The organism is Pseudomonas sp. 2995-1, from assembly GCF_002742505.1.
Taxonomy (GTDB): Bacteria; Pseudomonadota; Gammaproteobacteria; order Pseudomonadales; family Pseudomonadaceae; genus Aquipseudomonas; species Aquipseudomonas sivasensis.
Window position 1 is genome coordinate 137,923 of the sequence record NZ_LJSA01000353.1, and the last position, 17,408, is coordinate 155,330.

The 17,408-nt window shown below is 62.3% G+C and carries 16 protein-coding genes; 1 reads left to right on the plus strand and 15 read right to left on the minus strand.

Features of this window, described 5'->3' with window-relative positions:
• Positions 1-31 precede the first annotated feature (31 nt).
• Genes AOA61_RS14635 through AOA61_RS14690 form a run of 12 tightly spaced genes read right to left on the minus strand, consistent with a single transcriptional unit; the run spans position 32 to position 10,750 of the window.
• The gene (locus AOA61_RS14635; RefSeq protein ID WP_099602023.1) at positions 32-2,344 is read right to left on the minus strand and encodes an MMPL family transporter; all 2,313 of its coding nucleotides are present in this window, start codon (positions 2,342-2,344) and stop codon (positions 32-34) included.
• Positions 2,334-2,924 (minus strand): outer membrane lipoprotein carrier protein LolA, encoded by a 591-nt coding sequence (locus tag AOA61_RS14640; protein WP_095186114.1) that lies wholly within the window; start codon positions 2,922-2,924, stop codon positions 2,334-2,336. Before AOA61_RS14640 ends, AOA61_RS14635 begins: the two co-directional genes overlap by 11 nt.
• The gene (locus AOA61_RS14645) at positions 2,921-3,346 is read right to left on the minus strand and encodes a thioesterase family protein (protein ID WP_099602024.1); all 426 of its coding nucleotides are present in this window, start codon (positions 3,344-3,346) and stop codon (positions 2,921-2,923) included. The genes AOA61_RS14640 and AOA61_RS14645 overlap by 4 nt, the downstream gene beginning before the upstream one ends.
• Positions 3,339-4,880, minus strand: a complete 1,542-nt coding sequence (gene hutH / locus AOA61_RS14650) for a histidine ammonia-lyase (protein WP_099602025.1) — start codon at positions 4,878-4,880, stop codon at positions 3,339-3,341. The genes AOA61_RS14645 and hutH overlap by 8 nt, the downstream gene beginning before the upstream one ends.
• On the minus strand, positions 4,864-5,799 hold the full coding sequence (locus AOA61_RS14655) for a glycosyl transferase (RefSeq protein WP_099602026.1): 936 nt from the start codon (positions 5,797-5,799) through the stop codon (positions 4,864-4,866). Before AOA61_RS14655 ends, hutH begins: the two co-directional genes overlap by 17 nt.
• Positions 5,796-6,530, minus strand: coding sequence for a glycosyltransferase family 2 protein (locus AOA61_RS14660; RefSeq protein ID WP_099602027.1), 735 nt, complete (start codon positions 6,528-6,530; stop codon positions 5,796-5,798). The genes AOA61_RS14655 and AOA61_RS14660 overlap by 4 nt, the downstream gene beginning before the upstream one ends.
• Positions 6,523-8,193, minus strand: coding sequence for an acyl-CoA synthetase family protein (locus AOA61_RS14665; protein ID WP_099602028.1), 1,671 nt, complete (start codon positions 8,191-8,193; stop codon positions 6,523-6,525). Before AOA61_RS14665 ends, AOA61_RS14660 begins: the two co-directional genes overlap by 8 nt.
• Positions 8,190-8,735 (minus strand): membrane protein, encoded by a 546-nt coding sequence (locus tag AOA61_RS14670; protein WP_032890326.1) that lies wholly within the window; start codon positions 8,733-8,735, stop codon positions 8,190-8,192. The genes AOA61_RS14665 and AOA61_RS14670 overlap by 4 nt, the downstream gene beginning before the upstream one ends.
• On the minus strand, positions 8,732-8,986 hold the full coding sequence (locus tag AOA61_RS14675; protein ID WP_003187949.1) for an acyl carrier protein: 255 nt from the start codon (positions 8,984-8,986) through the stop codon (positions 8,732-8,734). The genes AOA61_RS14670 and AOA61_RS14675 overlap by 4 nt, the downstream gene beginning before the upstream one ends.
• A 9-nt stretch (positions 8,987-8,995) precedes the next feature.
• Positions 8,996-9,265, minus strand: coding sequence for a phosphopantetheine-binding protein (locus AOA61_RS14680; protein WP_010563239.1), 270 nt, complete (start codon positions 9,263-9,265; stop codon positions 8,996-8,998).
• On the minus strand, positions 9,243-10,055 hold the full coding sequence (locus AOA61_RS14685) for a 1-acyl-sn-glycerol-3-phosphate acyltransferase (protein ID WP_032890329.1): 813 nt from the start codon (positions 10,053-10,055) through the stop codon (positions 9,243-9,245). Before AOA61_RS14685 ends, AOA61_RS14680 begins: the two co-directional genes overlap by 23 nt.
• Positions 10,031-10,750 (minus strand): beta-ketoacyl synthase chain length factor, encoded by a 720-nt coding sequence (locus AOA61_RS14690; protein ID WP_032890331.1) that lies wholly within the window; start codon positions 10,748-10,750, stop codon positions 10,031-10,033. The genes AOA61_RS14685 and AOA61_RS14690 overlap by 25 nt, the downstream gene beginning before the upstream one ends.
• Positions 10,751-11,087: 337 nt before the next feature.
• On the opposite strand from AOA61_RS14690, the gene AOA61_RS14695 reads away from it, so the two are divergent.
• Positions 11,088-11,858, plus strand: coding sequence for a ParA family protein (locus AOA61_RS14695; protein WP_032890333.1), 771 nt, complete (start codon positions 11,088-11,090; stop codon positions 11,856-11,858).
• Positions 11,859-11,975: 117 nt separating this feature from the next.
• Here the strand turns inward: AOA61_RS14695 and trxC are convergent, their stop codons facing one another.
• From trxC to mscK, 3 genes are all read right to left on the minus strand, one after another.
• On the minus strand, positions 11,976-12,410 hold the full coding sequence (gene trxC / locus AOA61_RS14700; protein ID WP_032890334.1) for a thioredoxin TrxC: 435 nt from the start codon (positions 12,408-12,410) through the stop codon (positions 11,976-11,978).
• A gap of 102 nt (positions 12,411-12,512) precedes the next feature.
• The gene (selO, locus tag AOA61_RS14705) at positions 12,513-13,976 is read right to left on the minus strand and encodes a protein adenylyltransferase SelO (RefSeq protein WP_099602029.1); all 1,464 of its coding nucleotides are present in this window, start codon (positions 13,974-13,976) and stop codon (positions 12,513-12,515) included.
• Between the two features lie 48 nt (positions 13,977-14,024).
• On the minus strand, positions 14,025-17,408 hold the full coding sequence (mscK, locus tag AOA61_RS14710) for a mechanosensitive channel MscK (protein WP_032890337.1): 3,384 nt from the start codon (positions 17,406-17,408) through the stop codon (positions 14,025-14,027).

Below are 17,408 nucleotides of genomic sequence, written 5' to 3' on the forward strand. Positions count from 1 at the left end.
GGGCTCCTTGCCGCTATGGCGATAATCCGATTCATAAGGCGTGTTTCTGATGGCCAGCCCAGGGCGCCAGCATAAAGCTGAATGCCAGGCCCAGGCTGACCGATAAGCCGAAATTACTCACTGCGGGCGTGCTGGACACCGCCAGCAGGCCGAACGACAACCACGTTGTCAGCGCCGCAAGCAGTGTACCCAGCAGGCTCACGGCAGCACCGCCGATCTGCTCGCGCATCAGGATCGCGTAGTCGACGCTGATCGCCGTCACCAGCAGCAAGCCGAACAGGCTGAACAACGTCAGCGGCTGGCCCAGCCAACCGAGGCTGGCCAGGCTGCACAGTGCGGCGAGTAATGGCAGTGCAACGATGCGCAGGGCGCCGCCGAAACCAAACGGCAGGATCAGCAGCAACACGATCAGCACGCACGACATCAATTTCAGTTCCGCGGCGCTGATCTGGGTGGCGGCGAAGACGCGGTTCAGATCACCGAGGCGATCCACCAACTGCACGCCCGGCAAGTCCACGGCCTGTACCCGCAACAGCGCTGGGTTGTTCAGACCTTGCAGGCTGACCATCGCGGCAACACCGCCGTCCACCGGGCCGAGCCACAGTGTGCGCCAGGGTTCGGCCATCGGGCCTGCCAGTGCCGCGTCGATGTCTTCGGTGGGCAGCGCTTGCAACTGCGCAACTTCAGCTTGCAGGGCGCTGGCCGGCACGCCGAGGTCCAGCAGCGGCTGCCAATGCTGTGGCAGTGTGTTCAGTGCTTCGCGCAGTTGTTGCTGCTCGGCGGGCAGGTTGACCAGTTGATTGAGCGCCAGGTAACCCTGGAGCTTGTCCATATTCACCAATTGATCCAGGCGCTGGCCCAACGCGGCTAGGCGCTCCAGCAATTGCTGTTGATTCTCGGCGCGCACCAGGAAGAACTGGCTGGTGGGTTGGAAACCTGTGATGCGCGCCACGGCCTGGGCCTCTTGCAGCAACTGCGGCGGCGCGCCGATCCACTGGCGGATATCGTTTTTGCTATTGAGCTGCCACAGGCCACCGGCGCAAAACAGCAACACCAGCGCCAGTAGCGCCGGGCTCGGCACGCGCGTGAGCAACGCGGCGCGAATCTGCCACAGGCATTCGGCGATACGCAGCGGCCATTGCGCCGGACGCAGTTCGACGCCCTTGAGCAATGCCGGCAACAGGCACACGGCCGACAGATACGCACCGACCAGGCCCGCCGCGGAGAACACCGCGATCTGGGTCAGCGCCGGGAACGGCGTCCAGGCCAGCGCCAGGTAACCGATGCAACTGGTGGCCAGGCTCAGGCTCAACCCTGGCAGGGTCAGGCGCAACGCCGGCCAACTGCGCCAGGGCTTGAGGCTCCAGCTTTTTGACAGGTAGTGCAGCGGGTAATCCACCGCGACGCCAATCAAGCTGGAGCCAAGCACCAAGGTCATCACATGCATATGGCCAAACAGCGCCACACACGCCACGGCGCCAAACAGCATGCCCACCAGTACCGGCACGAAAGCCAGCAATACCCGCCATCGGCGGAACGCCAGCAACAGCAACAGCAGGATGCCCACGGTCGCGCCGCCACCGACCCAGGTGATTTCCCGTGTGGCCTGCTGCTGACCATTGGCGGCGTATAACAAACCACTGGCCGCCAGCAGTTGCGCGCCTTGCTGGCCGGCCTGTTCACGGCTGGCCTGGAGCAAATCCGCTACTTGCAGCGGCAGTTTCATATCAAAGGCATTGCCGGTGGTGCGCGCGCGCAGCAACACCCAACTTTTGCCGTCGGCATCGGCGATCAACGCGCCGCTGCCGATATCCAACTGCACCGAGCCACGTTGCGGCTGGCTGTTCTGGATGCGTCCGGTCAGGCCCAGCCAGTCATCCTGGCTCGGCACCAGGCTGAAGCCGGTGAACGGGTCGAACAGCGCCTGCACGCGCTGCTGGATAAAGGCGTCGGGGTGTTCAATCAGTCGCTCGCGGTCCTTGGTTGAAAGCATCGCCAAACGGCCGCGCAGCAATTGCTCGCGCAGTGCCGGCAAGTCGGCTTGCAGGTTCCACTGCACCTTTTCAAACAGACCGCTGGCCTGCCAGCGCTCGCCCAACTGTTGCGCCACAGCCACCGCTTGCTGGCGGTCGGCATGCCCCACCAGTACCAGCATCTCGCGGTTCAGCGGTTCCTGCATGCGCTGTTCGGCTTGCAGTTCCAAGGCGTTCGGCGTGCTGCCCGGCACCAGTTCCATCAGGTTGGCCGACAGCGGCGCACCGTGGCGCCACTGCCAGCCGGCCAGGGCCAGCACCGCCACCAGCAGGATCAGGAACAGGCGCGGTAACAGGCGCTCACTGGGCAAAGTCGTGTTGCTCCGCGTCGCTCAACGGTTGTTCGGCGGTGCTGTCCTGCATGCGCAGTACGGTGCTGTCACCTTGGGTTTCCAGCAGTTCGATTTTTTGCACCAGCGCGCCGCCGTCGATATTGATCTGGGTGAACACTTGTTTCAGCAGCAGCGACCGAGGGATCAGCGTCAGCTTCCATTGCGTAGCCTCGCCTTGCAGTTGCAGCTCGAAATCCCGCTGCAAGCCGCTGCTGTCGCCCTGGAGTACGGCGAGGAACAACCGATTCTGCTCGGCACCGGCGCTCTTGTTTGGCAGTGTCTGCCAGCCATTGGCTTCACGCCGGGCGATGCCTTGGGCGCTGATGCGGTAGTCCTGTTGCAATGGGGTTTTGAGCAGCCATAGCAGGCCGTGGTCTTTGGCGAGGACGAAAGTACCCTTGCTGACCAAAGGCTGTGGCAGGGCGCGCAGGTGTTTTTCCTGGGTGAAGCTGCCGTGGATCACGGAAGGTTTTGCCAACTGATCGCTGAGTTGTTGCAGGTCGAAGGCGTGGGCGCTGACGCTCAGCAGCAGGCCAACAAACAGGATGATCGCTCTCATGCCAAGGCCCTCTCGACCGCATCTGTGAACACTTTGGGTGAGGCCAACTGCATCTCGCGGCTGGCCATCTCCACCGCCACTTGCACGGTACTGGCGCGGGTCAAACGCTCACCGCTGGCCAGGTCCGTAATCAGGTAATTGACCTTCAAGCGGTTCTCCCATTCCACCAGGCTGGCGCGCACGTTGATCGTCTGGCCGAACACTGCCCCGCGCACGTAGCGCAGTTGCATGTCGATGACCGGCCAGGCATAGCCGGCTTCGAGCATCGCTGTGTAGTTGTGGCCGATCTTGTCCAGCAGCGCGCAGCGCGCCACTTCCAGATACTTCACGTAGTGCCCGTGCCACACCACGTTCATGGTGTCGACATCGAAAAATGGCACGAGGATTTCGGTGTCGCAGTGCAGTACGCCGGGGCTACGCATGCAGCCTCCAGTGTTGCTCGGCGATGCGTTGCAGGCACAGGCGCAGTTCGCCTTCCAGGGCGCGGTCTTCGATCACCGGCGGGAAGTCCTTGGCCAGTTCCTCATGCATGGCGGCCAACGCCGGTGGCAGCGCCCGCGCATCCTTGGCCTGGGCGCGCAGCCACACACCTTGGTTGGCGGCGAGCAAGGTGGCGGCGGCAACCTGTTCGGTCAGCTCCAACACGCGAATTGCATCGCGGGCGGCGATGGTGCCCATGCTCACTTTGTCCTGGTTGTGGCACTCGGTGGAGCGCGAGAACACGCTGGCCGGCATGGTGTTTTTCAGCGCTTCGGCGGTCCAGGCGCTGGTGCCGATCTGCACGGCCTTGAAGCCATGGTTGATCATCGCGCGGTCAGCCGGCGCGCCAGACAGGTTGCTCGGCAGGCCGTGGTTGTAACGCACGTCAACCAGCAACGCGAGTTGGCGATCGAGCAGGTCAGCTACGTTGGCCACCAGGGTCTTGAGGCTGTCCATGGCAAAGGCGATATGACCGCCGTAGAAGTGCCCACCGTGCAGCACGCGTTCTTCTTCGGCGTCGATGATCGGGTTGTCGTTAGCGCTGTTCAGCTCGATCTCGATAAACGAACGCAGCCAGTTCAGGCTGTCCGCCAGCACGCCGAGGACGTGGGGCGCGCAGCGCAGCGAGTAGCGATCCTGCAGGCGGTGCAGCGGCGCGGTCGGCGCGTCGATCGCCAGGTCCTTGCGCAGCCAGGCGGCGACTTGCATCTGCCCAGGGTGCGGCTTGGCGGCGAACAGGCGCTCGTCGAAGTGTTCCGGGTTGCCCTGCAGCGCGACCACGTTGAGCGCGGTGATGCGTGTGGCGAGTTGCAGCAGGTAGTCGGCGCGGGCGAAGGCGAGGCAGGCGAGGCCGGTCATCACGGCGGTGCCGTTCATCAGTGCTAGGGCTTCTTTCGGACGTAAAACCAGCGGGTCCCAACCCAACTCGCGGTGCACGTCGGCGGCCTGGCGACGTTCGCCACGGAACATCACCTCGCGCTCGCCGGACAGGGTCGCGGCGACGTAGGACAGCGGCGTCAGATCACCGCTGGCACCCACCGAACCTTCTTCCGGGATCAACGGCAGCACGTCGTGTTCGAGGAACGCGTGCAGGCGCTCCAGCAACTCCACGCGCACGCCTGAAACGCCGTGGCACAACGACTGCAACCGCGCGGCCAGCACGGCACGGGTGGCTTGTGCATCGAGCAATTTACCCAGGCCGCAACCGTGGAAGGTGTACAGGTGACGGGGCAGGGCCTCTACGTGTTGCAACGGCACTGCGACCACGCACGAGTCGCCGTAGCCGGTGGTCACGCCGTAGATCACGCCTTCCTTGTCCAGCAGCGAGTCGAGGAACTGCGCGCCTTTGGCGATGCGCTGGCGATACGCGGCGTCGCCCTGCAACTGGGTGGGCGCCTGACGGTTGGCCAGGGCCAGCACGTCTTCGATGCGCAGGGGGCGTTCGCCAAAGGTTACCGGCTCAAGATGCGTCGTCATCGGTCTTCCAGAAAGGGTAAAAGTTGAACCATTGTTGGGGCGCTTCCAGGCAGAACTGGCCCAGGCGTGCGGCGTAGCGTGAGGTCCACTGAGCGATGACCTGCTCGCGGGTGCTGCGCTTCCATTCGATCAAGGGTGTGAACGGTTCGATAGTCAGGCGATAACGCCCAGCGTGCTTAAGGCACATCAGCAGGTTGACCGGGCATTTGAGCAGGCCGGCCAGCAGCCATGGGCCTTGGGGGAATGCGGCGTCATGGCCGAGGAAATCCACGCGCACCGTGCGCCCGCCGTGCAGCGGCACGCGGTCGCCCGCAATCGCCAGCCACTCTCCCTCGTCCAGGCGCTGGCTCAGCAGCAACATCGTCGCCGGGTCCAACTCGCTGACCTGGATCAGGCGCAGATGACTCGCCCCGGCTTCGCCCAACAGGCGGTTGAATTGTTCGGCGTGCTTGGTGTGCACCAGCACGTTCATGGTGACCTTTTCGCCGATTTCCGCCAGCGCGCGGCACACTTCGAGGTTGCCCAAATGTGCGCCGACCAGCATCTGGCCGCGCTCGCCGCGCAGTTGCCCGCGTAGTTTCGCCGGGTCGTTGATTTCGATTTGTTCCAGGCGCAGCTTGCCGTTCCACACGTCGAGTTTGTCGAGCAGGGAATCGGCAAAGGCCATGAACTGGCCGAATACTTTGCGGTGGCTGGGGCGCAACTCATCGCGCCCGCTCCATTCGGCCAGGCGCTGCTGGTATTGCCAGGCGCTCTGGCGCGCGCTTCGGCCGAACAGGAAAAAGTACAGCACGATGCCGTACAGCACCGGGCTCAGCAGGCGTCGGCCGAGGATTTTGGCCGCGAAGGCGGTGAATTTCATCAGCCAGTAGCTGCCGCGTTCTTCGCGGTCGGCCCAGTGTTGCGTGTTGTCGCTCATGCCTTGCACCGTCGCCACAGGATCATCGGCGCGCGCACCAACATGCCGAAAAACAGCCGCGTATGCATGGCGCTGATACGCACGTTGTCGTGGAACAGGCGAAAGTGCGACAGGCCGTCGGTGGGGTAATGCACTTTCGTCGGCAGCCAGCGCATCGGCTGATTACGCCATGCCAGGCGCACCAGGATGTCCGAGTCGAAGTCCATGCGCGTGCCAATGTAGGTCGAGTCCATCAGCGCCAGCACCGGTGTCAGCGGGTAGACGCGAAAGCCGCACATCGAGTCGCGGATCTGCAGAGACAGCGTGTTGATCCACACCCACACGTGGGTCAGGTAGCGCGCGTACAAGCGGCCTTTGGGCACGCTTTCATCGTATTCGGGGTAGCCGCAGATAATAGCGTCGGGGTGCCTGCGCGAGGTATCGACAAACGTTTCGACTTCGCGCAAATCATGCTGACCGTCGGCGTCCACTTGCAGGGCGTGGGAATAGCCAAGGCGTGCAGCTTCGCGGAAACCCGCCATGACCGCGCCGCCCTTGCCTTGGTTGTGTGGCAGGGTCAGCAGAGTCACGTTATTGAGGGTCGCCAATTGCGCCAACACCGCCGCGCACGCCGGGCTGCTGCCATCGTCGACCAACAGGCAGGGCAGGCCACTGTTCAACAGGCTTTGGACCACGGCGGGCACGGCGGCTTCGTGGTTGTAGACCGGGATCAGGGCGCAGGGGTTATGCATCGACAGTCTCCAGTAGAATCCGCCCACTGGAGCAGGCCGCGACGCCGTTGCGGTAGGCGAAATACAGCTTGCCGCGCTCCTGGTCGAAGCGCAGGTGCAATTCGATACGATCGCCGGGGCGTATCAGTTGCTGGAACTTGAGCACTTCCATCCCGGCAAAGGTCGCGGGCAGGTCGAGCAGTTGCTGGCCCAGGTTGAACGCCCATTCTACTTGCACCACGCCCGGCAGCACGGGGGTGACCGGGAAGTGCCCGCTGAAGTAGGCCAGGTCCGGCGGCACACTCAGTTGCACGGTCCATTCGCCATCGGCTTCGATCTGCCCCAACACCTCCGGCGCCTTTGGCCGTGGCGCCAGCAGCAGCGCGGCCACATCGGCCTGGGGCAGTTTGCCCTGGGCGTTCAACGGCAACTGTCGCAGCAGGCGCCAGCGACGGGGCAGGGCCAGGGCTTCGCAATGCTGGCTCAGATGCTGGCGCAGGGTTTGAGTGAGGCTGCGGCGGCCTTGGTTGCGCAGGGCGTGTAGGCCCTCAGCGCTCAATACCACTAGGGCACCGAGTGACGCGCGGTTTTCTTGCACCACGCCCAGGCGCGTTTCCGCGACCCATGGGTGGGCCATCAGCGCTTGTTCCAGCATCGGCAGGGAGATGCGTTTTTCTTCCAGCTTGACGATGCGGTCCAGGCGACCCAGCAACTCGAAGCGACCATCGGCATGGATATGTGCAGCGTCAGCGGTCTGTTCAATATGCCCTGCTGGCAGGTAAGGCGAGGCGATGTGCAGAGCGCCGTCGGCGTCCTGGCTCAGTTGCACATCGGCAAACGGCTGCCAGGGTTGCGCGCCCTGGCGCCAGGCGATGCCGCCGGTTTCCGAGCTGCCGAGAATTTCCGTCGGCCATTGGTGCAAACGCTCGTAAAGACTGGTGGCGGCTTCGACGGGCAAGGCGCCACCGGAAGAGAACACTCGCGACACCTGGCTCAGCGCGGGCCAGTCGAGGTTGTCGCCCATGCGTTTGAGCAGTGCCGGGCTGGCCACCCAGGCAAATTGAGGGTGTTCGCGGCTGGCGCGTTGCAAGTCTTCGGGAAAGGCCAGTTGCTTGCGCACAAAGGTACGACCGGCGCACAACGGCCACAGCACCCGGAACAGCAACCCGTAGATGTGCTGGGTGGCGACGCTGCCGATGATGCAGGCGTCTTTAAGGTCCGCACCCCACAAGGCTTCCAGCGCTTGAACCTCGTTGGCTAATTGGCGCAGGGTTTTGTCGATACGCTTGGGCTCGCCGCTGGAGCCGGAGGTGCACAGGCTCAGTTGACACGTGTCCAGGTCGAGCGCGGCAGCAGGCAACGGCGCCTGGTACAGCGCGTCGAGATCGGCGGGTTCGACCAGCCAGGCGTCGACGGCATCGGCCCAGCGTTGGCGGGTCTGGGGCTGCAGATCGGCGGGAAGCAGTACGCTGACCCCTGCGCGCCAGGCGCCCAGCAGGGCGATCGCCAGCACGCCGGCATCTTCCAGGTGCACCGCCAGACGCCGAATACCGCGCGCTTGCAGGCCCGCGGCCAGGCCGAGTGATTGTTCCCACAGCTGGGCGTGATTCATTGCAGGTTCGGTGGTCACCAAACGCTGTTGCAGCGGCTCAAGCAGCAAGTGCTCAAGTTTCAACCCATTCATATGCGGCCTCGAACCCTTTGTCGTACAAGCCATTCCACGGCAAACAACAGTCCCATCAATCCGTAGGCGATCAGGCCGTTGTACAACGTCCACCAGCTCAGTGGCGCCCACAAGGTTAGGGCGGCAGCGAGCAGGCCATTACACAGAAAAAACACGCTCCACACCACGGTGACCTGGCGGGTATACACAATCGCGTTGGGCGGTAACTCCGGGTCGGTCATGCGTGCCAGGCGCTCCACCATCGGCGGGCCGTATTTCAGGCTCAGGCCAAACAGCGCGAGCATGAAGGCACTGACCAGGCTCGGGTACCAGCGCAGCAAGTGCGGGCTGTCGAACCAAGCCAGTAACAGGCAAAACACGATCATCGCCAACGCCATCCAGCGGCTGCCGGGACGTGGTGCGCCGATGAACGCGCGCAACAGCCAGAGGCTGCCCAGCAGCAGCCCGAATTGCCACGGCGCAAAATGCTCAGTGCCGTAATACACCGCAAAGGGGTACAGCAGCCCCGCCAACAACAGGCCAAGGCCGATCAGCCGGCTCATGCGGCGGGTTGGACCAGACGGTACACCGCCTCTACCACGTCGTTCACTGTGCGCACGGCCTTGAACTCTTCGGCGGCAATCTTCTTGCCGGTCTGGCGCTTGATATGGTCGATCAGGTCTACGGCATCGATGCTGTCGATTTCCAGGTCCTGATACAGGTTGGCGTCAAGGGTGACGCGCTCTGGGGGGAGTTCAAACAGTTCCACCAAGGCATCGCGCAGGGTGTTGAAAATATCGTCACGAGTTTGCATGGTCCGGTCTCAAGCTGCCTGTCTGGCCGTAACGAACGCCGCAAGGCTCGCCACGTTGGTGAAGTGATTACGGGTGTCCTTGGCGTCGGCATCGATTTTGATGCCGTATTTTTTTTGAATCGCCAGACCCAATTCCAGGGCGTCTACCGAATCCAGGCCCAGGCCTTCGCCGAACAGGGTTTGGTCGCTACCGATGTCGTCGGCGCTGATGTCTTCCAGACCCAGGGCCTCGATGATCAGCGTCTTTATGTCGTGCTCAAGGCGGTGTTGGTCGCTCATCTTCGGCGAGCTCCTTAATGAAATAGTGGTGCAGGTGATCGTTGAGCTTGCGTGAAGCCTGAGGCGCGGGCCCCAGTGCCGCGAACGCCTGTGGTTCTATATCGGCACCCACCCGCAAACTGAAGTGAAAGCGGCGTTTCGGGATGCGATACCAGGGTTCGGCTTTGGTCAAGGTGGTTGGGCTGACCTTGATCACCACGGGGGTGATGATTGTCGCACCCCGCAGCGCAATGGCGGCGGCGCCGCGATGAAAGGCGGGCGCCGCGCCGGGTGTGGTACGAGTGCCTTCAGGAAAGATGATCAGCGTCTGGCCTTCGCGCAGGGCGTCGGCGGCGGCATCGAGCATCTCCGCGCTGCCGTCATTGCTGATATAGCCCGCATCGCGTATCGGCCCCCGGGTGAACGGGTTCTGCCACAGGCTTTGCTTGACCACGCAGTTGGTCTGGCGCATCAGGCCGATCAGAAACACCACATCGATCAGCGACGGGTGGTTGGCAACGATCATCTGGCCGGGGCGGCCGAGTTTCTCGGCGCCTTCGACGCTGTAGGTCAGCACGCCAGCGCGATGCATCATGCGGATAAAGAACCAGAACAGCTTGCTGATGGTGTGACGGGCACGGCGCTGGTGCTTGTCGGCACTGCCCGGCAGGCAACTGAGCACCGGAAACACCAGCAAACGTAGGCACAGCCCGCCGACACCAAACAGGAAGAAGCTGGCGGCGGTGGCAAACAGGCGCCAGTAGTAGGCGTCCCGTGGCTTGTCAGTCAGAGCTTGCGTTGCCAGTTCCATACACGGTTCTTCCAGGCATGTTGGCAGGCGCCCTGTTCGGTGAGCAGGGTGCGCAGCAGGTTCAGGGCGTGGGGCCACTGGGTTTGATTGGCTTGGACAGTGCCGGGTGTGAGTTCCAGTTGCCACTCGTCGCCTGGTGTGAGCAACAGGCCGAGGGCGTAGGGGAAGGGCACGTCAACGATCCAGCTGGCGTAGGCCTCGGGCGGCTGTTCTTCGGTGATCACCAGCAATACCGCCGGGGCGCCTTCATTGAGCAGCGCGGCGGCTTCGAGCATGCCGTGCTCCAAGCCATCGCCGGCGGCGGCGAGGGCGGTCATTTCACTGGTTTCATTACGCAGAATCGACCAGAGGCCAATCACTGCGTTATGCACAGACAGGCTGAACTGGGTCGGGGACAGCGGCTGCTCGTTGGCCAGGTCGCTGAGGATGTCTAGAGTGCGTGGGGTTTCGCCGTGCCGGGAAATAAACACCAGCGGCAGGTCTTGCAGGCCTTCTGCAAGGGGCCAGCCCACGCTGAAGGCCATGCGCGCCAGCCGGCTCAGGCGGCGGCGCTGCATGGCGGGCAAGAAGGATACGTCGGGCGAGGCATCGCTGGCGGGCAGCAGCACCGGCGCCTGGCACCATGCGCGCCATTCGTCCGCACTTTCCAGTCCTGGGGCCCAGGCACGCCATTGGGCAATGTTGAAGTTGATCACTGAGAAGTTATCCCGCCCCTGCGGGCTTCCATGTGCGGCTTTTGGCCCCGAATACCGGGACAGGGAGCAATAGCCGAATGGCGCGCATTATCCCGGTGCCGCGGGGTTCTAGCAAACTTTGGTAAAGATTTGTTCACGGCTGAATACAATTTGTTGGTAAGGATTTACAGATTGTCCTTTATCGATGGCTGAGTTGGATTGTCGGACCGTTCCTATTCTTTTGTGTGTGAGGTGCGACGACCTGTCTAGAGTGCGGCAATGGATGGATGAACGAGGTAGCTAACAGGCGCTTTTGCCCTCTACACTCGGACATTCATTGATACACGGAGGTTTTTCCATGCGGCGTGTGGTGTTCAATCAGAAAGGCGGCGTTGGCAAGTCCAGCATCGCCTGCAACCTGGCGGCGGTCAGTGCCAGCGAAGGCTATCGAACCCTGTTGGTGGACCTCGATGCACAAGCCAACTCAACCCAGTACCTCACCGGGCTGACCGGCGACGACATTCCCATGGGGATCGCGGATTTTTTCAAGCAAACCCTGTCTTCCGGGCCGTTTTCGAAGAAGAACAAGGTCGATATCTACGAAACGCCCTTCGATAACCTGCACGTCATCACCGCGACGGCCGAACTCGCGGACTTGCAGCCCAAGCTTGAAGCCAAGCACAAGATCAACAAGCTGCGAAAGCTGCTGGATGAGCTGAGCGAAGATTACGACCGGATTTACCTGGATACACCGCCAGCCCTGAACTTTTATGCGGTTTCGGCGCTGATTGCTGCTGATCGTGTACTGATCCCCTTCGATTGCGACAGCTTCTCACGGCAGGCCCTGTATGGCCTGCTGGCCGAAATCGAAGAATTGAAGGAAGACCACAACGAAGGCCTCGAAGTCGAAGGTATCGTGGTCAACCAGTTCCAGGCCCGAGCGAGTCTGCCGCAGCAGATGCTGGAGGAGTTGATCAACGAAGGGTTGCCGGTGCTTCCGGTGTACCTGGCCAGTTCGGTGCGCATGCGCGAGTCCCATCAGGAAAACAAGCCGCTGATCCACCTCGATCCACGGCACAAGCTGACCCAACAGTTCGTGGAATTGCATAACTTGCTGGAAAACGCCTGACCTGTGGGAGGGGGCTTGCCCCCGATAGCGGTATGCCAGCTAGCTCATCTGGAGCTGACCCACCGCATCGGGAGCAAGCCCCCTCCCACACTGCCCAGCATTGTCCTTGAGGTTCGGTTACACCCCCTGGCTACGCAACCAACTCATCAACTGCGGCAACGGAAACGCTCCACTCTGACGCGCCACTTCGCGACCATTCTTGAACAGAATCAGGCTCGGAATTGACCGAATCCCCAACTGCGCCGACAACTGTTGATTGGCCTCGCTGTCCAGCTTGGCCAACCGGCACTTGCCCTCCAACTGTCCGGCAGCCTGTTCAAACACTGGTGCGAACGACTTGCACGGTCCGCACCAGTCGGCCCAAACGTCTACCAGAAGCGGCAGGTCGCCTTTGATCTGGCTGGCGTAGTCGCCTTGTTTCAGCTCAAAAGGCTTATTCAACAAAACGGGCTGTTTGCAACGCCCGCATTTGGGCGCATCTGCCAGGCGTTCGCCGGGGATGCGGTTGAGGCCGTTGCAATGAGGGCAGGGTATGACGAGAGGTTCGGACATTGAGGGCTCCTGGAAATGGCCAATAGGCTCTATTTGGAGCCAGCAATGATAGTTATCAAGCGAAACACATGATTGTAGAAAGGGCGCTCATTGCTCTCGTGGTCACGACGAACAACTGATCTCCAAATGCTTTCCCCAATCCGGCGGCCGCTGCGCGTACTGCTCCATCCCCGCTTGCTCCTCGAACGGCCTGGAAAGCACCTCATGCAATCGCCGAACTTCGCTGTAGTCGCCCGACTCGGCTGCGGTGATGGCGTTCTGGGCGAGGTAGTTGCGCAGGATGTACAGCGGATTCACGGCGTGCATCCGCTCGCGGCGCTGTTCCTCGCTGGAGTCTGCGTCTCGTGCGACACGTTCCTTGTACTGCTCGGCCCAGGCATCGAACCCGGCCATGTCGACAAAATCATCGCGCAACCGCGCTACGGCCAGCGCCGCTGACTCATCCCCAAGGCGACGGAAGAACAGCGTGTAATCCACACCGCTGTTCTGCATCAGTTTCAGCAGGCGCTCGACCAGTTGCTGGTCGTCGTCTTCGGCGGTGGTGAGCCCGAGTCGGCGACGCATCAGGTCCAGGTAGTGCGCCTGGTACAGCGGCAGGTACAGGCCGAGGGACTCCTTCAAGGCATCGACGCTGATAAACGGCGTGAGCGCCTGGGCCAGCGCACTGAGGTTCCACTGTCCAATCGGCACCTGATTGCTGAAGGAGTAGCGCCCTTCATGGTCCGAATGGTTGCAGATGAAGTGCGCGTCAAAGTCATCAAGAAACGCGAACGGCCCGAAGTCGAAGGTGATGCCCAGGATCGACATGTTGTCGGTGTTCATCACGCCATGGCAGAAACCATAGGCCTGCCATTTGGCGATCATCTCGGCGTTGCGTTCGACGATTTCACGGAACATCGCCAGGTACGGTTCGGGCTGTTCGCGGCACTCGGGGTAGTGCAGGTTCAGCACGTGCTCGGCCAGTTCGGCTTGCTGCTCGGGCTTCTTGGTGTAGTAGAAGTATTCGAAATGCCCAAAGCGGATATGGCTGGGCGCGAGGCGCAACACCATGGCACCCCGCTCCTGTTTTTCCCGCCATACCGGCGTGCTGGAGCCGATTACACACAGCGCGCGGCTGCTGGGAATGCCCAACGCGTGGAGGGCTTCGCTGGCGAGGAATTCACGAATCGAGGAGCGTAAGACCGCGCGGCCATCGCCCATCCGCGAGTAAGGCGTCATCCCGGCACCCTTGAGGTGCAGGTCCCAATGTTCGCCGGCCTCGTTGTACACCTCGCCCAGCAACAACCCACGGCCGTCGCCCAGCTGAGGGGTATAGCCGCCGAACTGGTGCCCGGAATAGATCATCGCGCGCGGTTCTGCTTCGGCCCACAGCTTGTGGCCGCTGAACAGTTCGGCGAATACCGGCGTTTCGGCCACCGCCGGGTCGAGGTCGAGCAGGGCCATGGCGGCGTTGCTCGCCACGACAAGGCGAGGCTCGTCGAGGGGTTCGGGCAAAACGTGGGTTGAGAACGCGTCGCCCAGGCGTGCGAAGCGGTTGTCGAAGGTCAGTTCGTCGAGGGCTTTCACCGGCCATCTCCAGCAGAATGTCCGAGCATTCTGCTGGGGATAGACGCTTTAGTCGAGTTTGCTGGGCGGCGGTTCCGGCGCATCGTCGACTTTGCCGGGTGGCGGCTCGGGGGCGTCCTGTTCGGTGGCGGGCCCGGCGATGGTCTTGCGATCATCCTCGACCGGCACCAGTTTGTACTCCTGGCCATGCATGTTCTTGAGGTACACCTCCATCTGCCGGAACGAGATGTTGATGTGCTGCTTCTTGAACTCACGGTTGATGTAGCGGTTGACCTCGTCGAGTACCGGGTTGCGGTCACCCAGGTCGCGCACGTGCATACGCAGTTCGTGGTCGAGGGTGCTTTCGCCGAAGTTGAGGAAGTACACGTGAGGTTCCGGTTCCTTCAGCACCCGTGGATTTTCCCTCGCGGCCTTGAGCAGCAATTCCTTCACCAGGTCCAGATCGGAGCCGTAGTCCACGCCCAGTTTCAGAGTGACGCGGGTGATGGTGTCGGTCAGCGACCAGTTAATCAGTTGCCCGGTAATGAACGTCTTGTTCGGGACAATGATGTCCTTGCGGTCGAAGTCGGTGATGGTGGTGGCGCGGATGCGGATTTTGCTCACCGTGCCCGACAGGTTGCCGATGGTGATGGTGTCGCCGATACGCACCGGGCGTTCGAACAGGATCATGATGCCGGAGATAAAGTTGGCGAAGATCTCCTGCATGCCGAAGCCCAAGCCCACCGACAGCGCGGCGACCAGCCACTGCAGCTTGTCCCAGCTCACGCCGAGGGTAGACAGGGTGGACACGAAGCCGACGCCGGCAATCACATAGGACAGCAGCGTGGTGGTGGCGTAGGCGCTGCCCTGGGCCAGATCCAGTTTGGACAGCACCAACACCTCCAGCAGACCGGGCAGGTTGCGCGCCAGGGCGAAGGTGATACCGATGATGATCAGCGCGCCGAGCAAGTCGCCGATGCTGATGGGCACCATGCTGATATTGGCACCGGTGCCGCTGGTGTATTCGTACAGCGTGACGTTATCCAGGTACGAAAACACCGAGATCAGGTCCGACCACACCCAGTACAACGCGGCGATAAAGCCGCCCAGCAGGGCCAGGCGAATCAGGCGCATGGACTGTTCGTTGACCTGCTCGATGTCCAGGGTTGGCTCTTCGATTACCGCTTCGCCGTCACCTGCTTCCTTGGCGGCCTGGCGTTTGGCCAGGGCGCGGGAATAAGCCAGGCGCCGGGCGGCAACGCCTAGGCCGCGGACGAAGGTGGCTTCGATGACCAGCCAAAACATCAACAGGTACAAGGTGTTGATCAGTCGGTCGCTGAGCTTGAGGGCGGTGTAGTAGTAGCCAAAGCACACGGCAATAAACAGGGCGATCGGCAGCGCGGTGAATACCAGGCCCACGGACTTGCGGAACAGCGAGGCTTTTTCGTGGGTAGGGCTGTGCAGCAGCAGGCGCCCGAGCAGCCAGGCCATCAGGGCGTAGCAGGTCAGGACCACGGCGATGCCCAGCACGTCGTCCGCCAGTGCCGCCGGTTGATGCTCGGCAATCGCCACCACGGCCACCAGAGCCAATACCACCAGCCCGAGTTTGCGCACCCAACCCTGGAGGAATTCGACCTGGGGTTTTTCCCAGCGGAAGTGCAGTTCCGCCACGCCGCCCGGCGCCAGGATGCGGTAGGCGGTGTAGAACACCAGCCACGCCTGGGCCAGTTGCAGCAGGGCTGAACCCAGGTTGGCGTTTTGCCCACGGGCGTCGATCTGCAGCGCGTAGCCGCACAGCGCCAGTCCCAGCGATACGGGCATGGCCAGCAGGATATTGATCAAGATGGCTTGCGGCGTGTGCCACTGGCTGTCGCGCTTGAAGTGCCCGATGTCCAGATGGACCTTGTTCAGGCGTTGGTACAGGGCCTTGCGTCGCCACAGCAGTGCGCCGATCAATAGCAGCAATGGCAGGAACAGTAGCGGGCGCTGGGTCAGGCCGTCGTACAGCTCACTGACGCTGGACGCCCAGGGCAGGGTGGTGACTTGCTTGCTCAAGTGCGCCGGCACGGTTTCCAGCCACTCGGTGTCCAGCGGCTTGTTACTGGGGATCCAGAACATCTGTTCATCCAGCGTCGCGCGCAGGGTGGTGGCGGTGCTGAGCAGTTGTTTCTGGTTCAGTTGCAGGGTGATGGACTCATTGAGCAGCGCGCTCAACTCACGACTCAGACGCTCCAGCAGGTCGCTGCGGGTAATCGCAAGCTCCAGCAGGGTTCGGCGCAGTTGCGGGGTGATGTCATCCGGTGGCTGGTTGGCCAGCAGATTGTCCACATAGGTGCTGGGGGAACTGATCAGCTCACGCTGTTGGTTGACCTCAAACTGGTACAGGCGAATGTTGGCGATGTCGTCCGCCAGGTCGCGGTCCACCGTCAGGCGTGGCAGCGCTTGTTTTTGCTTATACAGAATCTTCGACAGCAGCAGGCTGCCCTTGAGCACGTTGATCTGCTCGTCCAGGGCCGAGTCGCTCTGGGTCACGGTGTCCAGTTGCTGCTTGGTCTGCAGGTTCTTCTGGGTCAGGTCGTTGAGGCGGTCGGTGCTTTTGAGCAGGTAGTCGGACAGCTTCAGGTTGGCCGCGCTTTCGGTGGCCAACAGGCTGCTGCCACCGGCCTTTTGCGCTTCGATGGACTGCTGGGTGACGGTCTGTTGGGACTGGGCCAGGCGTTTCTGGTTGATCAGGGTTTGCAGGTCCTGGATTTCTTGTTCCAGGCGCGCGGTCTTTTCCACCACGAGGTCGTGCTGGCTGTTGCCCAGGTCTTGCAGTTGGCTGTTGCCGGCCAGTTCCTGGCGGCGCAGGGGGATCAGGGCATTGAGCGCAGCGAGTTCGGCATTCAGTTGGTTGCGCTGGTCGCCGCTGAGGGCTTTGCCATTGTCTTTACCGGCCTTGAGGGTCGCGTTGATCTGCTGGATGCGCGTCTGGCTGCTGCTGATTTCGGTCTGCGCGCGTTCGGGGCGTGTTTGGGCAGCGATGGTCAGGCTGTTGGCTTCGGCCAGGTCTTTTTGCAGGTCGCCTTGCTGGGTGGTGCGTTGCACCAGCAATTGCTCAAGCTGTGGCACGGGCAGCGTGGCATAGCGTTGGGCCACCGGGATGATTTTGGTGGCCTTGAGCCGGGTCAGCTCGCGCTGGTTTTCGCTGGTCTGGCGCGGCGCGTCTTCCAGCTGGCGCTTGAGGTCAGTGAGGCGCTGCTCATAATCCTGCTGGTTGCCCAGGTAGGTCAGGGTCTGTTGCAGGATCGACTGCAGCGCCTTCATGTCGGCGTCGGGCAGTTTGCGATCAGGCAGCTTGTCCAGGGTTTGCTGAATGGCGTCGGCGCTGGGCGGCTCGGCGGCGTAGACGCTGCCGACACAAAGGGTCAGGCCCAGCAGGGCAGTGGCGAGAAAAGTGCGCAGGGTTGGCAT